Consider the following 23,151-nt stretch of genomic DNA (forward strand, 5'->3'; position numbering starts at 1 on the left):
AGCCGTGCGTCGAAGGACCGGCGCGCCGGCGCGGAAGGCCACCGTTATTCCGCGGCCGGGAGATTCAGGGCCAGCAGCCGCGCGGTGCGCGGGCGGCCGGTCGCCCCCGGCGCCGAGTCGTTCGCGCGCCGCCGTGCATCGGCGATGGCCGCATGGACGCCGTCCACCGCCAGGATGAGCGCGCTCACCGTCCGGGCGTCGATGCTGCGCTCCCGGGCGTAGCAGACGACATCGGCCACGAGCCCGTCGGTCTCGACCGCGATGGCGTCGAGCTCGGCCGTGGTCGTGGCCGCCCGGACTTCGCGCATGATGTCGAGCAGGCGGTCGAGCACGATGTCGATCCGCTCCCGGCGCTTGCGCGCCAGTCGCTGCCCAATCCAGGCGATGCCGGAGCCGATCGTGCCGCCGAAGAAGGCGAGCAGGTAGATGTAATCCTCGTAGCGATCGAGGAAGGTCTGTTGCTCGCGCTCGAAATAGTCGACCGCGCCCGGGTGGTTCGGCAGGCGTGCCGAGGTCGCCGCGACCGTGGTGTCGAAATCGGGCGCCTTCATCAGCTTGGCGGCCGGGGCCGCGGCGGCGAGCCGCGAGCGCCACTCGAACAGGTGCTGCGTCGCCGAGGCGATCGCGACCCGGCTGACCGAACCCCGGGCCATCAGCCGATACGACGCCCCGACGGTGCGGACTTCCTCGTCCGGGCGCTTCGGGCGCCCGCCGAAGGTCCCGGCCGGGATGGTCACCGCCTGCAGTTCGGGGAAGCGCTGCAGGATCGCGTCCCCGTCCGGGATCGATACGAAGCCGATCTTGCGTTCGGGAGAGCCCAGCTCGATGGCCCGCACCACCGCGCCGGCGATCTTCGAGGCGGGGCTGGCGATCACCGCCACCGCGTCGACCCGCTTCTCGGCGAGCGCCGCAGTGACCTCGCCGATCTTCAGCGGCACCACCTGAACGTGGCCGGCGGCGATCTCGGACTCGGTCGCGGGATCGGTCTCGGGCGCATCCGCCAGCGGGCTGTCCGGCAGGAGGTCGTAGAAGGAGAGCAGGTTGATCAGGAACGGCAGGTCGGCGCCGTGGCGCACGACGACGCCGAGCCGCTTGCGGGCCAGCGCCGGGACGTCCTCGATCTCGGACGCCTCGGGCGCCGCGATCACCAGGGCCTCGTCGTGCAGGATCGCCAGGGTCAGGCCGTTCTCGGGCAGGAACACGTCCGGCCGCACCACCGCGAGGTCGGCGCGGTTGCGCTGGAGCGCCAGGGCGCTGTCGCGCACGTCGGAGAACCGGACGACCTTGAGCCGGACGTCCTCACGGCTCCGGTCGAGGGCGCTGGCATAGGCCTCGATCAGGGCGGCCTCGGCACCGTCCTGGGGGCCGACCGCGACCGTCAGGGTGGTCGGGCGCGACAGATAGACGATCCCGGCCGCGATCGCGGCCAGCCCGAAGGCCAACAGGACGAGGAGCCACTCGCGGCGCATCACGATCGTCGCCGCGGCGCGCAGGCGTCGCCGCCACGGGCCGTGGTTGAGATCCGGCGTAGGGCGTTGGTCCGGACCATGGCCGAGCCTGTCGCGTTGCGCACGTTCCATCCCCAAGTCATGGAACGCAAACCTGTCGAGATCGTGAAGAACCGGTGAAACCCCCATTCGTTGCAGAGCCCGGGCCGAACGGCCGCCTCGCGAACAAGGACCGGCCCGCCGAGCGTCGGCCGCCCGGCCCGGTCAGCGCGGCCTGGCTGCAGCGGGTCGCGCTCTACTACCTCGAGCGCTACAGCGCCTCGACCGAGATGCTGCGCCGGACCCTGGCGCGGCGGGTCGACAAGCGCGCGCGGCTGCGCGGCGAGGATCCGGCCCCCTTCGCCGAGATGATCGACGCCACCGTGGCGCGGGCGGTCTCGGCCGGGCTGGTGGACGATGTCCGCTTCGCCGACATGCGCCTCGCCACCCTGCGACGCCGCGGCACGTCGAGCCGGGGCGCCGCGGCGAAGCTCGCCGCCAAGGGGGTGCCCCGCCACGTGGTCGAGGCGGCCATGCAGGCCGAGCGCGACGCGATCCCTGACGTGGAAGCCGCCGATATCGACCTGCAGGCCGCCCGCGCCTACGCCAAGCGACGGCGCCTCGGGATGCACCGCAGGCCCGACACGCGGGCGCTGCATCGCGACCGCGACCTCGGCGCCCTGGCCCGGGCCGGCTTTTCCTACGACCTCGCCCGTCGCGTGGTCGATGCCGACCCGGACGAGGTGGAATAAGAGGGCTGTGGCTGGGCCGTCGGACGGGTGCGGCATTGCGGACGGGGGCCAGACGCCGGTCGGCCTTGCCTCTTGAGGCCTCTCGTTCATTGTCTGTTCGATGGACGAGACCCTGGCCAAGAAACTGCGCATCCTCGCCGATGCCGCCAAATACGATGCCTCCTGCGCCTCCTCGGCGGCGCCGAAGCGCGCGGCCGGCAAGGACGGGCTCGGCTCCACCACCGGGGCGGGCATCTGCCACGCCTACACGCCGGACGGGCGCTGCGTCTCGCTGCTCAAGATCCTGCTGACCAATTGGTGCCTGTTCGATTGCGCCTATTGCATCAACCGGCGGTCCTCGAACGTCCGGCGGGCGAAATTTTCCGTCGAGGAGGTCGTGAACCTCACCCTCAACTTCTACCGGCGCAACTACATCGAGGGCCTGTTCCTGTCGTCCGGCATCATCAAGTCGCCGGACCACACGATGGAACTGCTGACCCGGGTGGCGAAGTCGCTCCGGCGCGACCATGGCTTCGCCGGCTACATCCATCTCAAGTCGATTCCGGAAGCGAGCCCCTGGCTGATCGAGGAGGCCGGCCTCTACGCCGACCGGCTCTCGATCAATGTCGAGCTGCCCACCGAGGCGAGCCTGGAACGGCTGGCCCCCGAGAAGGACGGGGCCGCGATCCAGAACGCCATGGCGCAGATCGGCGAGCGCATCGTCGAGGCCAAGGCCGAGAAGCGGCGTTTCTCCCCGGCCGGGCATTCGACCCAAGTGATCGTCGGGGCCGATGCCACCACCGACGAGGCGCTGATCCGCAAGAGCGCGCATCTCTACGGCAGCGTCGGCCTGAAGCGGGTCTATTACTCGGCCTTCAGCCCGATCCCGGACGGGTCGGCGATCCTGCCGCCGAAGCCGCCGCCCCTTCAGCGGGAGCACCGCCTCTACCAGGCCGACTGGCTGCTGCGGTACTACGAGTTCACCCCCGACGAGGTCGCCGACGCCTCGGACGACGGCATGCTCGCCCTCGACATCGATCCGAAGCTCGCCTGGGCGCTCAAGCACCGCGAGAAATTCCCTGTCGACGTCAACAAGGCCGACCGGGAATGGCTGCTGCGGGTGCCGGGCCTCGGCGCCAAGGCGGTCGACAAGATCGTTAAGGCGCGCCGTCACGCGACCCTGCGGCTCGACGACGTCGCCCGGCTGACCTCGGGGCTGAAACGCGCCCGCCCGTTCCTGATCGCCGCGGACCATCGCCCGGTGGGGCTCACCGACCGGCTCGACCTGCGCGAACGCCTGGTCGAGCCAGCCCGGCAGCTGAGCTTGTTTTGATGAGCGGCCTGCGTGCATTCCCTCCCCCCGCTGTAGGGGAGGGTGGCCCGCGAAGCGGGTCGGGAGAGGAGAGCGACGATTCCGGACAGGGCGCGGCGATTGCGCCATCCACTACCGTCGCACTGCCCTGCTCCCGACCCTCGCCGACGCCAGGCCCACCCTCCCCCGCAGAAGGGGAAGGGAATGCGCACGCGCCACAGAATATCCTCCTGCGCCCGGGCGCCGATCTCGCAGGCTTCCGCGATGCCGCGCGCCGGCTCATGGCGCAGGGCGTCCGACCTGAGGCGGTGACGTGGTCGGTGACGGATTCGCCCGGCCTGTTCGGTGCCGAGACGGCTCAGGCCCCCGCCGGTCCGCTCGCCCTGCCCAAAGCCGTCGCCGGTCTGATCCCGCAGGTGATCCCGCATCGCCATCCGGAGCGCTACGGTCTGCTCTACGCCCTGATCTGGCGCGTCTGCCTGGGCGAGCGCCACCTGATGGAGGTCGGCAGCGATCCCCTGGTCCACCGCCTCCACCGGATGGCGAAGGCGATCGGGCGCGACCTGCACAAGATGCACGCCTTCCTGCGCTTCCGCCGCGCCGAGGATTCGGGCGGCGAGCATTTCGTGGCGTGGTTCGAGCCCGATCACCACATCCTGGAGGCGGCCGCGCCGTTCTTCGTCGCGCGTTTCCGCGGCATGCGCTGGTCGATCCTGACACCCGACGGTTCGGCGCATTGGGATACCGAGACCCTGACCTTCGGACCGCCGGGGGATCGGGCCGCGCTGCCCGAGGGCGACGGATTCGAGGCCGGCTGGCAGACCTATTACGAGAGCACGTTCAACCCGGCCCGCACCAACCTGAAGGCCATGCGGGCGGAAATGCCCAAGAAGTACTGGCGCAACATGCCCGAGACCGCCGCGATCCCCGCCCTCGTCCGGGCGGCGGCGGGACGGACCGAAGCCATGATCGAGAGGGAGCCGACCTTGCCCACACGCCGCGAACCCGTCCGCGCCGTCGCCGCCATGGCCGACCAGGACCCGAAGAGCCTCGACGAGCTGAACGCGATCATCAAGCGGACCGAGCCCCTGGTGCCGGGCGCCACGCAGGCGGTCCTCGGCGAGGGGCCGGTCGGCGCCACCATCGCCTTCGTGGGCGAGCAGCCGGGGGATCAGGAGGACCGGCAGGGCCGACCCTTCGTCGGACCGGCGGGGCAGCTGCTCTCACGCGCCATGGCGGAGGCCGGGATCGACCGGGAGGCGAGCTACCTCACGAATGCGGTGAAGCATTTCAAGTTCGAGGAGCGCGGCAAGCGCCGCATCCACCAGAAGCCGACTGCCGGGGAAGTCAGTCACTACCGCTGGTGGCTCGACCGGGAACTCGACTTCGTCGCCCCGAAGCTCGTCGTCGCGCTCGGCGCCACCGCGGTTCTGGCGCTCACCGGCAAGGCGGTCCCGATCACCCGGGCACGCGGCCCGTTCCGGTTCGACCGGCTCGACAACCGCTTCCAGGGCTTCATCACCGTCCACCCGTCCTACCTGCTGCGCCTGCCCGACGAGGCCAAGGCGGAGGCCTACGCGGCCTTCGTGGACGACCTGCGCCGGGTGGAGGAGCTCGGGCGTGAGCTGGCCGCGTGAGGGGCCGTCGCGGCTGAGCTCCGACAATCCGGCGGGGATGCAAGCAGTCAGGCTTGAGTCCTGACACCCCGTTTCTGTTGACATCCCGGCAATCGCATCCACACGGCGCCTGCGCCATGGACAGCCACGCCGCCCTCGCCATCCTGCGCGCCAACGAGGCTGAGCTGCGCCGTCGCGGCGTTCGGCACGCAGCCCTGTTCGGTTCGGTGGCCCGCGGCGAAGCCCGGGCCGACAGCGACCTCGATGTGATGATCGAGATCGACGCCCCTGTGGTGAGCGGCGTCTACGGGTATGTCGGGCTGTGCCGGTTCATCGGCGACCTGTTCACGATCCGCGTCGATGTCGCCAACCTTCGCGGCTGATGAGCGGACCCACTACGCCGTCGTGCGCTGCCTGGAGATCATCTCGGAAGAGAGCCGCCGGCTGAGCGCCGCCGCGAAGGCGCGACATCAAGACGTGCCGTGGCGACTGATCGCGGGGGCGGGCAACGGCTACCGGCACGGCTACGACAGCGTGACTCTGGACATCGTCTGGCTCACCGTCCACGACGAACTGCCCGTTCTCGTCGCGGCCTGCCGTGCCGAGCTGGACCGCGCGCCCGAGCCCTGATCGCCCCGAGACGCCTTCGACCATGACCGCCGAGATCGCCATCGCAAGTCCCAAGAAGGTCGGCCCGGGTGATCAGGTGATCCTGGTCGACGGCTCATCGTTCATTTTCCGGGCCTATTTCCAGTCGATCAATCAGGACCAGAAGTACAATTCGCGGCCCTCGGACGGGCTGCCCACCGGCGCCGTGCGGCTGTTCTGCACCAAGATCGCGCAGTTCATCCAGGAGGGCGCCGCCGGCACGATGCCGACCCATCTCGGGATCGTCTTCGACAAGTCCGAGGGCTCGTTCCGCAAGGAGATGTTCCCGGACTACAAGGGACACAGGCCCGACGCGCCCGACGACCTCAAGCGCCAGATGCCGCTGATGCGCGACGCGGTGCGCGCCTTCGGCCTGCACGCGGTGGAGCTGGAGCGCTACGAGGCGGACGACCTGATCGCCACCTACACCCGCCAGGCGGAGGCAAGGGGCGCGGGCGTCATCATCGTCTCCTCCGACAAGGACCTGATGCAGCTCGTCGGGCCGCTGGTCCGGTTCTACGATTTCGAATCGGGCGCCAAGGGCAAGGCCGGCTACCGGCCCGAGCGCAACCTCGATGTCGAGGCGATCATCGCCAAATGGGAAGGGCTGCAGCCCAACCAGATCGGCGACGCTCTGGCGCTGATCGGCGACACCTCCGACAACGTACCCGGCGTGCCCGGCATCGGGCTGAAGACCGCCGCAGCGCTGATCAAGGAGTTCGGCAGCCTCGACGCGCTGTTGGAGCGGGCCGGCGAGATCAAGCAGCCCAAGCGCCGCGAGACCCTGCTCGCCAATGTCGAGCAGGCTAAGCTCTCACGCAAGCTCGTGGCGCTGATGGAGGACGTGGCCGTCCCGGTGCCCCTCGACGACCTCGCCGTGCCCAAGCCCGACCCCGAAAAGCTGGTCGGCTTCCTCAAGGCGATGGAGTTCAACACCCTGACCCGCCGCATCGCCCAGATGCTGCATGTCGATCCCGAGGCGGTGAAGCCCGATCCGGCCCTGCTGCCAGGCGCCCGGCCCCACGGCTACCGGAACGGCGCCGGCGGCAGCGACGCGGTGCCGTTCTTCGGCGATTCCGTGCCGCCGGACCCGGAGACCGCTGCGGCCGGGGCCGAGCGGCCGCCGGGCGCCGCCCCGCCCGAGGGCGGTGAGGTCGATCCCTTCGCCGATCTCGACCTGCCCGACGCGCCGGCCAAGCCCCGGGCGCCGATCGAGGCGACGCCGGGCAACGTCGTCGCGGCCCGCGCCGCGGAGGCGGTGGCGCCGTTCGACACGGCCGCCTACGAGACCGTCGCGTCGCTGGAGCAGCTCGACGCCTGGATCGCCGAGGCCGAGGAGGCCGGGGTGGTCGCGGTCGATACCGAGACCGACGCGCTGGACGCGCACAAGTCCGGGCTCGTCGGCGTCTCGCTGGCGACCGCCACCGGCCGGGCCTGCTACATCCCGCTGGCCCATATCCAGGCCGCGAAGGTGCAGGCCGATTCCACCGACCTGTTCGGCGAGGGCGCGGCGGCCTCCGACGTGGCCGAGCCGGTGCCCGGCCAGATCCCGCTCGACGCCGCCATCGCCCGGCTGAAGCCGCTCCTCGAGAATCCCGGGGTGCTGAAGGTCGGCCAGAACCTGAAATACGATTGGGTGGTGCTGGCCCGCTACGGCATCGAGATCACGCCGTTCGACGACACGATGCTGATTTCCTACGTGCTCGACGCCGGCAAGGGCGGCCATGGCATGGATGAGCTGGCCCGCCGCCATCTCGGCCACCAGCCGATCACCTTCACCGACGTGGCCGGCACCGGCCGCAACAAGGTCAGCTTCGACCGCGTCGCCATCGACAAGGCCACCGCCTACGCGGCCGAGGACGCGGACGTCACCCTGCGCCTGTGGCGGATGATGAAGCCGCGCCTCGTCGCGGAGCGGCGGGTCGCCGTCTACGAGACCCTGGAGCGGCCGCTCCTGCCGGTGATCGCCCGGATGGAGCAGCGCGGCATCCGGGTCGATCGCGAGATGCTGAGCCGGCTCTCGGGGGATTTCTCGCAGATCCTGGTCCGCCTGGAGGAGGAGATCCAAGAGGATGCCGGCGAGAAGTTCTCCGTCGGCTCGCCCAAGCAGATCGGCGACATCCTGTTCGGAAAGATGGGCCTGCCGGGGGCGAAGAAGACGCCGTCCGGGCAATGGGCGACGCCCGCCACGCTCCTCGAGGAACTGGCCCAGGCCGGGCACCCCCTGCCGAAAAAAATCTTGGAGTGGCGCCAGCTCTCGAAGCTGAAATCCACCTACACGGACGCCCTCCAGACCCATGCCGACCGGGAAACCGCCCGGGTCCACACCTCGTTCTCGCTGGCGGCCACGACGACGGGCCGCCTGTCCTCCTCCGAGCCGAACCTGCAGAACATCCCGATCCGCACCGAGGAGGGCCGCCGCATCCGGCGCGCTTTCGTGGCCGCGCCGGGCAACCGACTGATCTCGGCGGATTACTCGCAGATCGAGCTGCGGCTCCTCGCCCACATGGCCGACATCCCGGAGCTGCGCAAAGCGTTCGCGGACGGGATCGACATCCATGCGGCCACGGCTTCGGCGATGTTCGGCGTGTCGCTCAAGGACATGACCCCCGACCTGCGGCGCCGGGCCAAGACGATCAATTTCGGCATCATCTACGGCATCTCGGCCTTCGGGCTGGCCGACCGGCTCGGCATCGGCCGGGAGGAGGCCTCAGCGTTCATCAAGCAGTATTTCGAGCAATTCCCGGGCATCCGGGACTACATCGACAGCACGAAGAAGATCTGCCGGGACAAGGGCTACGTCACGACGCTGTTCGGCCGGGTCTGCCACTACCCGCAGATCCGCTCCAACAACCCGTCCGAGCGGGCCAGCGTCGAGCGCCAGGCGATCAACGCCCCGATCCAGGGCTCGGCCGCCGACATCATCCGCCGGGCGATGACCCGGATGGAGACCGCGCTCACGGCCCAGAAGCTCAAGGTGAGCATGCTGCTGCAGGTGCACGACGAGCTGGTCTTCGAGGCCGCCGAGGACGAGGTCGACCGCGCGATCCCGATCATCCGCGGCGTGATGGAGGAGGCGCCCGCGCCGGCCTTGACCCTCAAGGTGCCGCTGGTGGTGGAAGCCAACGCGGCCGAGAATTGGCAGGAGGCGCATTGAGGGGGTAAAGCCAAGACCGGCGCACGCGCTCTAGCCTGGTCTTGCCGTTGTCCGTCTCAAGTTGGTCTAGCGTTGCGTCTCGAAAAGTGGTTTTCGGCTTTCGAGATGCCCTATAACGGAAACGCCGACGCTTCTTCATGACGCGGATCGCCATCGCCCCGTGACCGATCCCCTGGCCTTCCTCGCCGGCGGCGGTGAAGCCGCGCGGATGATCCGTGCGCGCGATTGGTCCGACCATCCGCTCGGCCCGCCGGAGACCTGGCGGGCGGAGTTCCGCGCCGCCCTGTCGCTGGTGCTCAACTCGCCGGAATCGATGATCCTGGCCTGGGGCCCGGATCTCCATTTCTTCTTCAACGACACCTATTTTCCGCTGCTCGGGCCGCGCCTGCCCTGGGCCATGGGCGCGCGGTTCGACGAGGTCTGGGCCGATGGCTGGGCGCAGGCCAAGCCGATCATCGACGCCGCCATGGACGGCCGGCCCGAGCGGTTCACGGACCTGCCGTGGCGGCTCGATAGCGACCGGGGCGCCCGGGAAACGTGGTGGACCTTCTCGTATTCGCGGGTGCTCGACGCGGACGGCACGGTCGCGGGCCTGTTCATCCTCACCAACGAGACCACCGGCCGGGTCCTGTCCGACGCCGCCCTCACGGACAGCCAGGCCCGGCTGGAGACGGCACTCGCCGAGCTGCGCGACCTCAACGCCTCGCTGGCCCGGCAGGTCGAGGAGCGCACCGCCGACCGCAACGCCCTGTGGACCCTCTCGTCCGACATGATGCTGCGCTGCCTGTTCGACGGGACGATCACCGCGGTGAACCCGGCCTGGACGGAGGTGCTGGGCTGGCGCGCCGACGAGCTCGTCGGCACGAACCTGATCGACTTCGTCCACCCGGACGATCTGGGCCGCACCGCCGAGGGCGGGCGACAGCTCGCCGAGGGGCGCAGCCAGGCGCGCTTCGACAACCGCTACCGTCACCGGGACGGCAGCTACCGCTGGATCACCTGGGCGGCGCGGCCCGGGGAGACGGTGATCAACGCGGTCGGGCGCGACTTCACCGCGGAGCGCGAGCGCGCTGACGCCCTGGCGGCCGCCGAGGAGGCCCTGCGCCAGTCGCAGAAGATGGAGGCGGTCGGCCAGCTCACCGGCGGCATCGCCCACGATTTCAACAACCTGCTCGCCGGCATCTCGGGCTCGCTGGAGCTGATCCAGACCAGGCTGGCCCAGGGCCGGCTCAAGGATGTGGACCGCTACATCAACGCCGCTCAGGGCGCATCGAAGCGCGCCGCCGCCCTGACGCACCGCCTGCTCGCCTTCTCCCGCCGGCAGACCCTCGACCCCAAGCCCACCGACGTGAACCGGCTGGTCGCCGGCCTGGAGGAGCTGATCCGTCGCACGGTCGGCCCCGCCGTGACGGTCGATGTGATCGCCGCCACGGGCCTGTGGCCGGCTTTGGTCGACCCGCCGCAGCTCGAGAACGCGCTGCTCAACCTGTGCATCAACGCCCGGGACGCGATGCCGGAGGGCGGGGCGATCACCATCGAGACCGCCAACACCTCGCTCGACGCGCGCGAGGCCCGGCAGCTCGACATGCCGCCGGGGCCGTATCTGCTGCTGCGCGTCACCGATACCGGCACCGGCATGGCGCCGGAGATCGTCGGCAAGGTGTTCGAGCCGTTCTTCACCACCAAGCCGCTCGGGCAGGGGACCGGCCTCGGCCTGTCGATGATCTACGGCTTCGCCCAGCAATCGGGCGGTCAGGTGCGGATCGTCTCGGAGCTCGGCCGGGGCACCAAGGTCTGTCTCTACCTGCCCCGCCATGGCGGCACCGTCGCGGAGGAGGATCCGCTGGCCGCCGCCGGGGCGCCCGCCCGGGCTGCGCCGGGGGAGACCGTGCTGGTGGTCGACGACGAGCCGACCGTGCGCATGCTGGTTACCGAGGTGCTCGAGGATCTGGGCTATACGGCGATCGAGGCCGCCGACAGCGTCGCGGGCCTGAAGGTGCTGCAATCCGACGTGCGCATCGACCTGCTGGTCAGCGATGTCGGGCTGCCCGGCGGCATGAACGGGCGGCAGATGGCCGAGGCCGGGCGGTCCACGCGCCCTGGCCTCAAGGTGCTGTTCATCACCGGATACGCGGAGGCCGCCGTGCTCGGCAACGGCCAGCTCGACCCCGGCATGCAGGTGATCACCAAGCCGTTCGTGGTCGAGGTGCTGGGCGCGCGCATCCGCGAGATGATCGGGACGGCTTGACCGCGCCGCCGGTCCGGGCCTGAACAGAGCGCAAAGATACCAACCGGGAGGACAGGATGCGGGCGCTGCTGTGCACGAGGCTCGACGGGCCGGAGCATCTGGAGATCGTGGAGCGCCCCGATCCGGTGCCGGGCCCCGGGCAGGCCCTTGTGCGGATCCGCCTCGCCGCCCTCAACTTCTTCGACACGCTGATCGTGGCCGGGCGCTACCAGGTGAAGCCGCCGCTGCCGTTCTCGCCCGGGGGCGAGGGCGTCGGCGTGGTCGAGGCGCTGGGGGAGGGGGCCTCCGGCGTCTCGGTCGGCGACCGGGTCATCGTCCATGCCGGCCATGGCTGCTGCGCCGAACGGATCGCTCTCGACGCCGCCAAGCTGACCCCGGTGCCGGAGGCCGTGCCGGACGCGCAGGCCGCGGGGCTCACCATCACGTACGGCACCTCGCTGCACGCGCTCGCCAACCGGGCGCGCATTCAGCCGGGCGAGTGGCTCGCCGTGCTCGGCGCCTCCGGGGGCGTCGGCCTCGCCGCGGTGGAGCTCGGCCGGCTGATGGGGGCCCGGGTGATCGCCTGCGCCTCCTCGGAGGAGAAGCTCGCGGTCGCCCGCGCCCACGGCGCCGAGGCGACACTGGTCTACGACCCCGCGACCCTCAAGGACGAGCTGCGCCGGATCAGCGGCGGCGGGATCGACGTGGTCTACGACGCGGTCGGAGGGGATTACGCCGAGCCCGCCCTGCGGGCCCTGGCCTGGCGCGGCCGCTACCTCGTCATCGGCTTTGCCGCCGGCGGCATCCCGCGGCTGCCGCTCAACCTGATGCTCCTGAAGGAGCTCGACGTGCAGGGCGTCCATTGGGGCGCCTTCCTCGACCGCGAGCCGGAGGCACACCGGGCCGACCAGCGCCGCTTGCTGGCCTGGGTCGCCGAGGGCAAGCTTACCGCGCAGGTCCACGGCACCTACGAGCTGGCCGACTTCCAGGAGGCCTTCGGGTTGCTCACCCGCCGGGCTGCGGTAGGCAAGGTGCTGTTGCAGCCCTGATCCGGCGGGGGCGTCGCCCCCGCTCGGGTCGTCAGTCGAACGGCGCGAAAGATGTTCTGCGTTCTTCCGCGCCGGCCCGCCGTGTTTTTGAAATGGGGCGGCGAAATTGAATCCCTTTTTGTCACCTCGGCGCGCCAAGGTTCAATGCGGCGACGGGCCTCCACCGACGATGCCGTGTCCGCGATCGGTCGGATCGGCGGGCGGATCCAGGAGAGCAGCGCGGTGGCGACCCTGATTGCCGCCGCCGTCGAGGAGCAGGGGGCCGCGACCCAGGAGATCGCCCGCAACGTCACCGAGGCGGCCTCGAGCGCCGGCGAGGTGACGAGCAGCATCTCCGGGGTCGCGGACGCCGCCAGCGAGACCGGGGCGGCCGACCAGGTGCTCAGCTCGGCGTCCGAGCTGTCGCTGCGCTCCGAGCATCTCCGGAGCGAGGTGACGCATTTCCTCGCGACGGTGCGCACCGCCTAGCGCCGGTCCCGAGCGCGTTGCAATCGGGCTCGCTTACGCCGAACCGGTACCCGACTCGGCGGCGAGCGCTCTAAGCAACCCCGTTCAGATCAGTTTGCGCGCCTTGGCCAGGCCGACGAGGTCGGCCTGGGGGCGCGCGCCGATATGCTGGATCACCTCCGCGGCCGCCAGCGCGCCGAGGCGGGCGCTGGTGACGTTGTCGAGGCCGCGGGCATGGCCGGCCAGGAACCCGGCCGCGAACAGATCGCCGGCCCCGGTCGTGTCCAGCACCTCGCGGACCGGGCTCGCCTCCACCGACCGGACCTCGCCGCCCTGCACCACCAGGGCGCCCTCCGACGAGCGGGTGACCAAGCCGAGCAGGTGCCGGCCCCGGGCGTTGCGCTCGTCGCGGAGCGCGGCCACGGCGGCCTCGGGATCGTCGGTCTGGTAGAGGCTCTGCAGCTCGCCGATATTGGCGAACAGGATGTCGATGCTGCCGTCGCGCACCAGCCCCAGGAACTCGTCCCGGTAGCGGCCGACGCAGAACGCGTCCGACAGGGTCAGCGCCACCGCGTTGCCGGCCTGGTGGGCGATCTGGACCGCCTTGCGGAACGCGTCCTTGGCGGCGGGCGGGTCCCACAGATAGCCTTCGAGGTAGACCACCCGGGCCGAGGCGACGAGCGCCCGGTCCACGTCCTCGGGCTTCAGCCCTTGGCAGGCGCCGAGATAGGTGCTCATCGTGCGCTCGCCGTCCGGCGTCACCAGCACGAAGCAGCGGGCCGTGGCCGGCCCCTCGATCGCCGCCGGCACCGTGAAGCCGACGCCCGTGGCCTTGAGGTCGTGGCCAAACAGGCCGCCGAGCTCGTCGTTCCGCACCTTGCCGACGAAGCCGGTCTTGGCGCCGAGCAGGGCCGCGCCCACTGCGGTGTTCGCCCCCGAGCCGCCCGAGACGATCGTGGCCGGGCCCATCGCGGCGAACAAAGCCTCAGCCCGCTCCTCGTCGATCAGCTGCATCGCGCCCTTGGTCACCCCCTGGGCGTCCAGGAAGGCGTCGTCCGTGCGGGCGATCACGTCGACGATGGCGTTGCCGAGCACGAGGAGATCGAGGGGTGTGGTCATCCGGGCGTCCTGATTCGCGGTTGCGCCGCTGTGACATCCGCCTCGGATCGGATCAAGCCGCGGGATCTGCGGGGGGCGGGAGATCGGCGAACAGCTCGGTAACGGACAGGCTCAGGCCGGGTGGGGTCAGAGCGAGTTGTCCCTCGCTGGCGATGCGGGTCTCGATCAGCCCTTCGGTGCCGCGCGCATGGTGGATCACGAGGCGCTTGACCGGGTCGACGATCAGGAAGTGCATCACGCTCGCGAGGGTGAAATAGCCAGCGAGCTTGCGGCCTGAATCGACCCCTGCGGTGCTGGGAGACAGCACCTCGACCACGACGACAGGGTTGGGCACCTCGACCGCGTCAAGGTCGATTGGGGGGCCGCAATAGACTAGCGCGTCCGGCTCGAATGTCGTCGCTGCGTCGACGCGCACCATCATCCCGTCCGGCATCATGTGGCAAGGTAGGCCGGCTTTCTTGATCGCCCGATTCAACGCCGTTTGGGTTGCGTACTTCACCAGCGCGTGTCCGGCGCGCTCCGGCGACATCGCGAAAACCTCGCCGTCGACCAGCTCGTAGCGCCCCGGCTGGCCCTCGGCCCAGACCAGGAACTCGTCGACCGTCATCCGAGGCTTCGGCAGTGCGACCATGGGCGTAGGCTAACACGATTCGCATGCGTGCGGACCGCGCCTCACCCTGCAATCTTCTCCAAGGCCACATCCCGGGTGCGGGGCCCGAGTAGCCCGACGAGCGACCCGGCCGCCAGCATCGCCGCGGAGATGAACAGGAACACCCCCGGGGTGCCGGCCTCGCGCAGCACGAAGGCGATGACGAACCCCGTAAAAATCGCGGAGAAGCGGCTCCACGAATAGACGAAGCCCACCGCCCGGGCCCGGATGCCGGTGGGGAACAGCTCGGCCTGGTAGGCGTGGAAGCTGTAGGACATCACGTTGGAGGCGAGCGTCAGGCCGATCCCGAGCGCGACGATTACCGACACGTCCCGGGTCTGCGCGAAGGCCAGACCGCAGGCGATGTAGACCAGCGCGGCGGCGACGATGACGTGCTTGCGCTCGAAGCGGTCGGCGATGGCGAGCCCGATCAGCGGCCCCACCGGGGCGGCGAGCGCGATCAGCGCCGTGTAGGCGAGGCTCGACGTGATGGTGATGCCCTGCGCCACCAGCAGCGTCGGCACCCAATTGGCGAACCCGTAGAAGCCCACCGTCTGGAAGACGTTGAAGCCGGCCATCATCAGCGCCCGGCGGCGATAGGGCGCCACCCACAGGTCGCCGTAGGCGCCGCGCCGCTGAACCGGTTCCGGTGCTGCGGGCGGCGGCAGGGGGCGACCGTATTCGGCGGCGACCTGGCCTTCGAGGCGCTGCAGGACCGTGTCGGCCTCCACGAGCCGCCCGCGCTCGACCAGCCAGCGCGGGCTCTCCGGCAGGCCGGCGCGCAGCCACCAGACCCCGATTGCCGCGGTGGCGCCGATCAGCACGACCCAGCGCCAGCCATCGATGCCCAGCGGTGCCGTTGGGATCAGCAGGTAGGACAGGAAGGCCACCACCGGCACGGCGGTGAAGCCGATGCCCTGGCACAGGGCGAAGGCGCGGCCGCGGATCCCCTTCGGCACCAGCTCCGAGAGGTAGCTGCCGATGGTCACCATCTCGAGGCCGAGGCCGATGCCGGCGATCAACCGCCAGAGATTGAGCCCGAACGCGTCGGTCTGGCAGGCCATCACCACGTTGGCGGCCGTGTAGGACAGGAGCGACCAAGTGAAGATCGCCCGGCGGCCGAACCGGTCGGCGAGCCAGCCGCAGATCAGGGTGCCGATGAACAGCCCCGTGAACAGGGCCGCCACGAAGCTCGCCACGCCGCTCGCGCCGAACAGCCCGGGCGTGGTCGGCGTGAGGATCCCGGCCTTCACGAGGCCCGGGGCGACGTAGCCGGTGAACAGCAGGTCGTAGAGTTCGAAGAAGAAGCCAAGGCCGAGCAGAGCCACGAGGCGCCAGATCGTCCGCGTCGGCGGCAGCCGGTCGAGGCGGGCCAGGATGGCACCGGGATCGAGATCGCTGCCCGACATCCGTGCCGCCGTACGCGTTGTCATGTGCCCGGTCCTGCCTCAGGCGCCGCAGCACCACGCAGGCGCAGTGCCGCGGAAGGCGCCCCTGCGCAAGCTGTCGGTCAAGCCCCGAACACCGACCAGCCCATCCGCTGGGTCAGGCGCTCCAGGGCGACGCGGCCGAGATGGGAATTGCCCGCCGCGTCCAGGCCCGGCGACCAGACCGCGATCGAGGCCTTGCCGGGCGCCACCGCCAGGATGGCGCCGCCGACGCCGCTCTTGCCCGGCAGGCCGACCCGGTAGGCGAACTCGCCCGAGCCGTCGTAATGGCCGCAGGTCAGCATGATCGCGTTGATGCGGCGCGCTCGCTCGGCGGAGACGACATTGTGGCCGGTCGATGGGTTGCGGCCGTTATGGGCCAGGAACCGCCCCGCCATGGCGAGCTGCCGGCAATTCATCGCGATGGCGCAATGGTGGAAGTAGACGCCGAGCGTGTAGTCCACCGGATTCTCGATGACGCCGAACGATTTCATGTAGTTGGCGAGCGCGGTGTTGCGGAAGCCCGTGCGCTTCTCCGAGGCCGCCACCCGCTCGTCGATGGTGATGGTTGGGTCCTGGGCCAGGAACTGTAGGAAGCGCAGGATCTCGCCTAGCGCCTCCCGCGGCTCGTGGCCCGAGAGGATCAGGTCGGTCACCGCGATCGCGCCGGCATTGATGAACGGGTTGCGCGGCACCCCGCACTCGCGCTCCAGCTGGACGATCGAGTTGAACGGGTTGCCCGACGGCTCGCGCCCAACCCGCTTCCACAGCCGGTCGCCGGCCATGCCGAGCGCCAGGGTGAGCGTGAACACCTTCGACACGCTCTGGATCGAGAACGGCGTCTCGCTGTCGCCGCCGGTCGTGACCCGGCCGTCGGCATCGATCACCGCGATGCCGAACTGGTTCGGGTCGACCCGGGCCAGTTCGGGGATGTAGTCGGCCACCACGCCCCGGTCGGAGCGCTGCGCCATCTCCGCCGCGATCTCCCGGATGACGCTGTCGAGGTCGGGCACGGCCGGGTTCCCCGGAGCGCCGCCCTCAGGCGGCGGCCAGGGACATCGACATCGATTCCTTCTTCATCAGCTCGCGGAAGAAACCGTCGAGATGGGTCAGGTTGTCGGGCGAGCCGTCCTGGATGATGCGGCCGCCTTCCAGCACGACGATCCGGTCGAAGTCCTGGAGCGTCGAGAGGCGGTGGGCGATCGCGATGACGGTGCGGCCCTTCATCAGGTTGGCGAGCGCCTGGCGGATCGCCTGCTCGGATTCGGCGTCGAGCGCCGAGGTCGCCTCGTCGAGCAGCAGGATCGGCGAGTTCTTCAGGATCGCCCGGGCGATGGCGATGCGCTGGCGCTGGCCGCCCGAGAGCTTGACGCCGCGGTCGCCGACCATCGTGTCGAAGCCCTCCGGCAGGGCCTGGATGAACTCGGTGCAGCGCGCCGCCTCGGCCGCCTGCCAGACCTCCTCGTCGGTGGCGTCGGGCCGTCCGTAGCGGATGTTCTCGCGCAGGGAGCGGTGGAACATCGACACGTCCTGGGGCACGACCGTGATCGCCTCGCGCAGGGATTCCTGGGTAACGCGCTCGATATTCTGGCCGTTGATCCGGATCTCGCCGCTCTTCACGTCGTAGAAGCGCTGCAGCAGCGAGAACAGGGTCGACTTGCCGCCGCCGGACTTGCCGACGAGGCCGACCTTCTGGCCCGGCTCGATCACCAGATCGAAATCGGTGAAGACCGGGCGCCCATCCGGGTAGTTGAAGGCGACGTGGTCGAACTCGATCTTGGCGCCCTGGCCGGTCAGCGGCTTGGCCTCCGGATGGTCGACGAGGTCGTGCGGCTGGAGCAGGGTGTGCAGGGCCTCGGCGAGGCGGGCGGTGTGCTGGGTCGCGTCGACCAGGGCCACCGCGAGGTCGCGGGTGGCCGCCAGGATGCGGATGCCGAGCGTGCAGACCAGCACGACTTGGCCGTTGGTCGCCTGCCCGGCCTCCCACATCTGGATCGCCCAATAGAGCAGACCGAATACCGCCAGCACGGTGAGCACCGCGTGCACGATGCGCAGCTTCTCGAGGTAGAGCAGCGACGAGCGCCGGGCGCGCATCTCCGTAGCGATCGTGCCCTCGAAGCGCTGGCCCTCGCGCTTGAAGCCGGAGAAGGCACGCACCAGGGACATGTTGCCGACGAGATCGACCATCTCGCCGTCCACCGAGGCCGCCTTGGCGGCGAAGTCGTGGTGCAGCGGCTTGCCGGCCGCGGCCATCTTGAACATCAGCACGACCACGGCGGCGAAGACGCCGGCCAGGATCGCCGCCATGGTGGTGTTGACCGTGGCGATGTAGGCGATCGACCCGAAGGCCGCGACCGTCGGCGGCATCACGTTGAACACGAACATGTTCTCGACCGTGAAGATCGCGTTCGAGGTCGCCGTGATGCGCGAGGCCAGGGTGCCCGGCTGCCGGTCGGAGAAGAAGGTCGGGGAATGGCCGGTCATGTGCCGGAACAGGTCCCGGCGGATGTCGCCGGTCACGCCCACGAAGGTGAAGGCCCCGGTCAGCGCCGCCACGCGCCAGAGCATGTTGTCGGCCGCGATGAAGCCGATCAGGACCGCGAGCGCCCCCCAGACCACGGTGTTGCCCGGGCCCGGACCCTTGGTCAGCGCGTCGACCACGCCCTTGAGGGCGTAATCGGTCGAGACCGAGAACCCGACCGCGCCGAGCACGGAGATCAGGATCACAAGGTGGGGCACCCAGCGGCGCCGGAGGTATCGCCCGACAAAGGCGAAGGGCCTCTCAGCGTATTGGTGCAGCTCTTCCATCGCGGTGACCATTCCGTATTCACGCGGCACTGGCTGGTGCGGGCTGAGGCGGAGTGCAACGCGGGCGCAGTCGGACCCGCAGCGGCAACGCGACAGCGTTGCCATATGTTGCACCGGCCCGCACCTCCCGCGCGCTTTTATCTGTCAAACCTGAACGCCGCTTGAGCGGCGCGGATACACGCAAGCGAATCTGGTGCCGCGGATCACGCCTCCTCCGCGGGCTGGCGCGTCTCGGGCATGATCAGCGCCACCAGCATGAAGGCCGCGAAGCCCATCAGAGCCAGCCCCAGGAAGGCGCTGTGGCTGCCCAGGCGGTCGGCCATGATCCCGGCGAGCGACGTCGACAGGGCAGCGCCCACGCCCATCGCGGTGCCAACCGCGCCGAGCGCCAGGTTGAAACGCCCCGTACCCCGGGTGAGATCCGAGACCACGAGCGGAACCATCACGCCGAGCACCGAGGCGGAGATCCCGTCGAGCACCTGGATGGCGACCAGGCCATAGGGGTTGGTGGTGTAGGCGAGCATCAGCCCGCGCACCGGCAGGGCGCCGAAGCCGAGGAGCAGCACCGGGTAGCGCCCGAACCGCTCGGCCGCCCGGCCGACCGCGGGGGCGCTGACCGCAAGCACCGCCTGCGGGACCATGATGCAGGCGGCGATCAGCGCGGTGGCGGTCTCGCTCGCCCGCAGGGTCAGCACGCTGCCCACCAGCGGCAGCATCGCGGCGTTGGCGAGGAAGAACAGGACCATGCAGGCCGAGAAGCACAGGAGCCCGCGATTGGTCAGCAGTGCCCGGACCCCGTCCTTGCCGGAGGCGCGCGGCGCCTGCGCCGGAGCGGCCGGATCCTGGAACACGTTGGCGTCGATCTCCTGGGCGCGGATGCGGCTGAGCGCGATGATCGTCGGCACCACCAGGGCCGCGGTCAGGTAGAAGACGGCACCGTTCGAGAGGTAGTAGCCGATAGCGCCCATGCCGGCGGCGCCCAGCGCGTTGCCGACCGCCGCGAAGCTCGCGTTGCGGCCGAGGCGCTCGCCCGCCCGGGCCCGGCCGACCAGCCCGATGCTGATCGCCGCGATCGCCGGGGTCAGCACGCAGCTCGCGCCCGAATGGACCGCCATCGCCAGCAGCACCACCGGGAAGCTCGGCCAGACCGCCAGCGCGAAGGCGCTGCCCGAGATGCCGATCACCGCCACCGCGGCGGCGAAGCGCTTCGAGCGCACCACGTCCACGAAGGCGCCGCCGGGCACCTGCCCGAGCAGGGCGACGAGGCTGCCCACGGTGAGGGCGAAGCCGATATCGGATTGGGTCCACTTCGCCTGCGAGAAGTAGACGGCCAGGAACGGCCCGAACCCGGTCTGCAGGTTGGCCACGAAGAACGCGAAGGCGTCGAGCCCGTGGCGGCTCACCGCCGACACCGTTCGGTCCACCGGCACCGCCTCCGCGGCCGTTCGCGACGGCTCGCGCGCGACCTCGGCCGACTGATCCTTCCGGCGGACGGGCCGCGACCGCGGGTCCTGACGGGACACCTCGCGCTCGCGGGGGGAAACGGCGGGTCTGGCCTTCAATCGGGCCACCGTCACTTGTCCGGGGCCTTTTCAGGCGGGGTGGCGGGGGGCGGCGCGGCCGGCGCCGGCGCGGAGGGCGCGGTCGCGGCGGGCGCCGTCGGCGGAGCGGCCGGGGCGGCGGCCGTCGGCGCGGGCGCGGCGGGGCCGGCGGGCGGCGCCGCACTCGTCGCCTGGTCGCCGTCGGGCGGGGGCGCGGCCGGGCTCGCCGGGCCGAGCACGACGATCGGCTCGCCGGCCTTGTATTCGGGCGACACGCGGACCTGGTTGCGGGTCAGCGCGACCGAGAGCTTGCGCTCCTTGTTGCCGTCGGCGGTGAAGCGCAGGGCGCGCCAATCCACGGCGATCTTGCGGGTGCCGACGCCGAGGAAGCCGCCGAAATCGATGATCGCCGCCCGGGGATGTCCGTCCTTGTCGATGATGATGTCGATGACGCGACCCAGTTCGTCGCCGCCGGCACTGCGCACGCTGCGGCCGAGCAGGCTCTCGTAATCCTGGGTGTCGAGGACCGTCGCCGGGGTCCCCTGCTGCTGTTGCTGCGCGGCGTTCGCCGGGGCCGCCGGCATGGCGGGGGCGGGGGGCGTCGCGGGCGCGGTTCCCGTGGTCGCGCCCGGGGCCGGCGGCGCGGCGGGCGGGCTCGGCGGCGAGGTCTGGGGCGGGGCTTGGCCGGATGCACCATCGCCCGGGCTGGACGGGGCCTGCGCCGCAACGCCGGACGCCCACAGGGCGAGCGTCACGGCCGCGATCATCCGGGAGGTTCTGAACACGCTACATCCTCTGAGGAAGGGCCGGGCCGAGCCGACGCGCCGGCACGACCGCGACCGTATCGGCCGGATTCGGGCCCGCCGCCGGCGCGACCCCGCCTGCGGAGAGCACACTGTCGCAGGACCTGGGCGAAGTTATGGATCGTCGCGGCCGGGCCGCAAGTTCCGCGCCGCGGAGGGGGTGTCTGGTTTTCGCCGCAACCCCAGCGTAGACAGCGGACCAGAAACCCATGCGAGCCGCGCAGACCCCTGCGGCCCCTTGCGAGGACTACACGATGTCGACCCTCACCTCGTCGGGATGCGCTGCGGCGCGCAGCCTCGCGCTCGGCGCCGCCCTGGTCGGCCTGGTGGCCGGCTGTCAGGCGCTCGGCGGCGGGGGCGGCGTGATGCCGGCCTCGGATGTCGGGCTGCCGCCGTCGCTGCGCGGGTCCCTGCCCAACCGCGAGCCGCGCAACGCCGCGGTCGATCCCGACGGCCAGCCGCTCCAGACCACGCCGACGAAGCAGCTCGCGATCCCCAGGAGCGCCGGCGGCGCGACGCAATCGGCCAGCGCCGCCGAGCGTCGGATCCGGCGCGAGGATATCGAGGGCGGCAACGCGTCGAGCGGCTCCGGCAGCAGCTCGATGGGCCCGATGCTCTCGCCCGGCGGCAGCGTCGGCCTCGGCGGGAAGTTCTAAGGACGGGCGCGGGGCGGGCAAGCCGGCGGCGCTTTCCCTACCCCGCAGAGGGGGGGGGCGCTCGGGGATCACCGCAGCGCTCATCCGGCAGCGATGTATGAACGTCCCGGCATCTGCTGAGAGGTCGCGCCGGTGGCCCGCGCCACCCGGCTCACAGCGTCGGCGCGCGCACCCCGTAATAATCCTCGATCTTCCCTCGGTAGTTCGGGTCGGCGAAGGCGTCCTCGCCCGGGCCGTGGCTCGGGGCGCCGGCGAGATTGCCCGGATCGATGTCGACCACGTAGCCGCCGAGCTCGGTGCTGTAGGTCAACGCCTTCCAGGGCAGGGGGTGATGGTTCTCGCCGAGGCCGAGGAAGCCGCCGAAGGCCAGGACCGCGTAGGCGACTTGGCCGGTGACCTTATCCACCATGAAGTTGTACACGGCCCCGAGGTGCTTCCCCTCGCGGTCGTAGACGGCGGTGCCCTCGACCTTGTTCGAGGCGATCAGGCGGGCGGTCTCGTCGATGGCGATGCCCTCGCCGGTGGGATCGAGCTCCAGGGTGCCCGTCTTTCTCACGGTGCGCTCGGTGGGCAGATCCGTCGGCATGGTGACTCCCGGGTTACGCAGACCGGGCCGGACGTTCCCCCGGCCCTGGTGTCTAAACGCCGGGGCGGGAGCGGGTTCCGGTCCCCCTAAAGATCCGCGAGCATCCCGGCATTGGCCCGGCGCTGGTTGACCCGGTCCCGCACCGAGCGGCTCGCCAGAAGCATCTCGAAGCCGAACGCGATGAGCGCGCAGAGCGTGCACAGGATCGCGGCCCCGAACAGCCCGAACAGCAGGCTCGCCACGGTGCTGTCGCGCAGGGCGCCGACGAACAGTGTCAGCACGGAGCCGCAGGTCGCCACGCCCCCAAGGGCGGCCAGGAACACCGCCGCGTCCAGCGCGAGCGAGCGCGTGTGCAGCCGGTCGAGGCGCTGGCCCAGGACGATACGCTCGGCCTCGCCGGCCCCGGCCAGCAGCGTCGAGACGCGCTCGGCCTGATCGGCGACGCGGGCGAGCCGGGCGCCGAACACGTTGAGCAGCGTCGCCAGGCCCGACAGCAGGAAGACCGGGCTCAGCGCCACCTGGACGACGTGAGCGGTGCTTTCCAGGGTGGTGGAGGTGATGGGATCGATCATGCGCGTGGGCAGATGCACCGGACGGCGCGGCGCGGCAATCCCGGACGCTTTCAGACCAGCCCGCGGGGCGGCTCCAGGCCAGGCGCGGTCGGTTCGGCTCGGACACTCAGACCAAGACCGAGCACGAGCCCGGTGGCGAGCAACAGCGCGAGCGCGAGGACCGGGGTAAACATGACTGTATTTCTCGCGCGCCACCGTTAAGATCAGGTTTCGCGCGGGCAAGGCCGACGGAATGTTCTGCGCGGCGGTGCAGATCGGCCGGTTCCGGTGTGGATTTCGGCGCCTGCCCTGTGGATGAGGGCCCCGCGAAGGCGAT

Annotated in this window: 20 protein-coding genes and 1 pseudogene; 10 read left to right on the forward strand and 11 right to left on the reverse strand. The window is 70.7% G+C overall.

Annotation, left to right across the window (positions count from 1 at the left end; translation table 11 throughout):
• Positions 1-44: 44 nt before the first annotated feature.
• Entirely contained in the window at positions 45-1,469 is a 1,425-nt protein-coding gene (locus AKJ13_RS14265; RefSeq protein WP_050733936.1) for a TAXI family TRAP transporter solute-binding subunit, read from the reverse strand.
• Positions 1,470-1,624: 155 nt separating this feature from the next.
• On the opposite strand from AKJ13_RS14265, the gene AKJ13_RS14270 reads away from it, so the two are divergent.
• The 9 genes and pseudogenes from AKJ13_RS14270 to AKJ13_RS14310 all read left to right on the forward strand — a co-directional run.
• The gene (locus AKJ13_RS14270; protein WP_050733937.1) at positions 1,625-2,239 is read left to right on the forward strand and encodes a RecX family transcriptional regulator; all 615 of its coding nucleotides are present in this window, start codon (positions 1,625-1,627) and stop codon (positions 2,237-2,239) included.
• A 100-nt stretch (positions 2,240-2,339) separates the two neighbouring features.
• On the forward strand, positions 2,340-3,551 hold the full coding sequence (locus AKJ13_RS14275) for a putative DNA modification/repair radical SAM protein (RefSeq protein WP_050733938.1): 1,212 nt from the start codon (positions 2,340-2,342) through the stop codon (positions 3,549-3,551).
• Between the two features lie 122 nt (positions 3,552-3,673).
• Complete coding sequence (locus AKJ13_RS14280; protein WP_050733973.1) at positions 3,674-5,167, forward strand: UdgX family uracil-DNA binding protein; 1,494 nt, start codon at positions 3,674-3,676, stop codon at positions 5,165-5,167.
• 116 nt (positions 5,168-5,283) lie between these two features.
• Complete coding sequence (locus AKJ13_RS14285; RefSeq protein WP_050733939.1) at positions 5,284-5,529, forward strand: nucleotidyltransferase domain-containing protein; 246 nt, start codon at positions 5,284-5,286, stop codon at positions 5,527-5,529.
• Positions 5,507-5,776, forward strand: a complete 270-nt coding sequence (locus tag AKJ13_RS14290) for a HepT-like ribonuclease domain-containing protein (RefSeq protein ID WP_144426250.1) — start codon at positions 5,507-5,509, stop codon at positions 5,774-5,776. The genes AKJ13_RS14285 and AKJ13_RS14290 overlap by 23 nt, the downstream gene beginning before the upstream one ends.
• A 22-nt stretch (positions 5,777-5,798) precedes the next feature.
• Complete coding sequence (polA, locus tag AKJ13_RS14295; protein WP_050733941.1) at positions 5,799-8,951, forward strand: DNA polymerase I; 3,153 nt, start codon at positions 5,799-5,801, stop codon at positions 8,949-8,951.
• 160 nt (positions 8,952-9,111) lie between these two features.
• Positions 9,112-11,199 carry a PAS domain-containing sensor histidine kinase gene (locus AKJ13_RS14300; protein WP_050733942.1) on the forward strand — a complete coding sequence of 696 codons (2,088 nt, stop codon included), beginning with the start codon at positions 9,112-9,114 and terminating at the stop codon, positions 11,197-11,199.
• Between the two features lie 56 nt (positions 11,200-11,255).
• Positions 11,256-12,227, forward strand: a complete 972-nt coding sequence (locus AKJ13_RS14305; protein ID WP_050733943.1) for an NADPH:quinone oxidoreductase family protein — start codon at positions 11,256-11,258, stop codon at positions 12,225-12,227.
• Positions 12,228-12,365: 138 nt separating this feature from the next.
• Positions 12,366-12,695: pseudogene (locus AKJ13_RS14310) on the forward strand (methyl-accepting chemotaxis protein); the annotation flags it as partial.
• 84 nt (positions 12,696-12,779) lie between these two features.
• Here AKJ13_RS14310 and AKJ13_RS14315 read toward each other — a convergent pair.
• The 7 genes from AKJ13_RS14315 to AKJ13_RS14345 form a co-directional block, all read right to left on the reverse strand.
• Positions 12,780-13,793, reverse strand: coding sequence for an adenosine kinase (locus AKJ13_RS14315; RefSeq protein ID WP_007558712.1), 1,014 nt, complete (start codon positions 13,791-13,793; stop codon positions 12,780-12,782).
• A gap of 52 nt (positions 13,794-13,845) precedes the next feature.
• The gene (locus tag AKJ13_RS14320; RefSeq protein WP_244471604.1) at positions 13,846-14,400 is read right to left on the reverse strand and encodes a Uma2 family endonuclease; all 555 of its coding nucleotides are present in this window, start codon (positions 14,398-14,400) and stop codon (positions 13,846-13,848) included.
• A 65-nt stretch (positions 14,401-14,465) separates the two neighbouring features.
• Positions 14,466-15,875: an MFS transporter gene (locus tag AKJ13_RS14325; protein WP_050733946.1), complete on the reverse strand. Its 1,410-nt coding sequence runs from the start codon at positions 15,873-15,875 to the stop codon at positions 14,466-14,468.
• 77 nt (positions 15,876-15,952) lie between these two features.
• Positions 15,953-16,882: a glutaminase gene (locus AKJ13_RS14330; protein WP_050733947.1), complete on the reverse strand. Its 930-nt coding sequence runs from the start codon at positions 16,880-16,882 to the stop codon at positions 15,953-15,955.
• Between the two features lie 25 nt (positions 16,883-16,907).
• Positions 16,908-18,677, reverse strand: coding sequence for an ABC transporter ATP-binding protein (locus AKJ13_RS14335; protein ID WP_039902032.1), 1,770 nt, complete (start codon positions 18,675-18,677; stop codon positions 16,908-16,910).
• A gap of 203 nt (positions 18,678-18,880) precedes the next feature.
• A complete protein-coding gene (locus AKJ13_RS14340) occupies positions 18,881-20,254 on the reverse strand; it encodes an MFS transporter (protein WP_050733948.1) in 1,374 nt (457 codons plus the stop codon).
• The gene (locus AKJ13_RS14345) at positions 20,251-20,985 is read right to left on the reverse strand and encodes a PRC-barrel domain-containing protein (RefSeq protein WP_050733949.1); all 735 of its coding nucleotides are present in this window, start codon (positions 20,983-20,985) and stop codon (positions 20,251-20,253) included. The genes AKJ13_RS14340 and AKJ13_RS14345 overlap by 4 nt, the downstream gene beginning before the upstream one ends.
• A gap of 290 nt (positions 20,986-21,275) precedes the next feature.
• Between AKJ13_RS14345 and AKJ13_RS14350 the strand changes: the two genes are divergently transcribed.
• The gene (locus AKJ13_RS14350) at positions 21,276-21,677 is read left to right on the forward strand and encodes a hypothetical protein (RefSeq protein WP_050733950.1); all 402 of its coding nucleotides are present in this window, start codon (positions 21,276-21,278) and stop codon (positions 21,675-21,677) included.
• A 151-nt stretch (positions 21,678-21,828) separates the two neighbouring features.
• Here AKJ13_RS14350 and AKJ13_RS14355 read toward each other — a convergent pair whose 3' ends face one another.
• From AKJ13_RS14355 to AKJ13_RS33090, 3 genes are all read right to left on the reverse strand, one after another.
• A complete protein-coding gene (locus AKJ13_RS14355; RefSeq protein WP_007567993.1) occupies positions 21,829-22,263 on the reverse strand; it encodes a PRC-barrel domain-containing protein in 435 nt (144 codons plus the stop codon).
• Positions 22,264-22,349: 86 nt separating this feature from the next.
• Positions 22,350-22,835, reverse strand: coding sequence for a DUF2721 domain-containing protein (locus AKJ13_RS14360; RefSeq protein WP_050733974.1), 486 nt, complete (start codon positions 22,833-22,835; stop codon positions 22,350-22,352).
• 50 nt (positions 22,836-22,885) lie between these two features.
• Complete coding sequence (locus AKJ13_RS33090) at positions 22,886-23,008, reverse strand: hypothetical protein (RefSeq protein ID WP_280137112.1); 123 nt, start codon at positions 23,006-23,008, stop codon at positions 22,886-22,888.
• Between the last annotated feature and the right edge of the window lie 143 nt (positions 23,009-23,151).

This window comes from Methylobacterium sp. ARG-1 (assembly GCF_001262595.1).
In the GTDB taxonomy this organism is placed as follows: Bacteria; Pseudomonadota; Alphaproteobacteria; order Rhizobiales; family Beijerinckiaceae; genus Methylobacterium; species Methylobacterium brachiatum.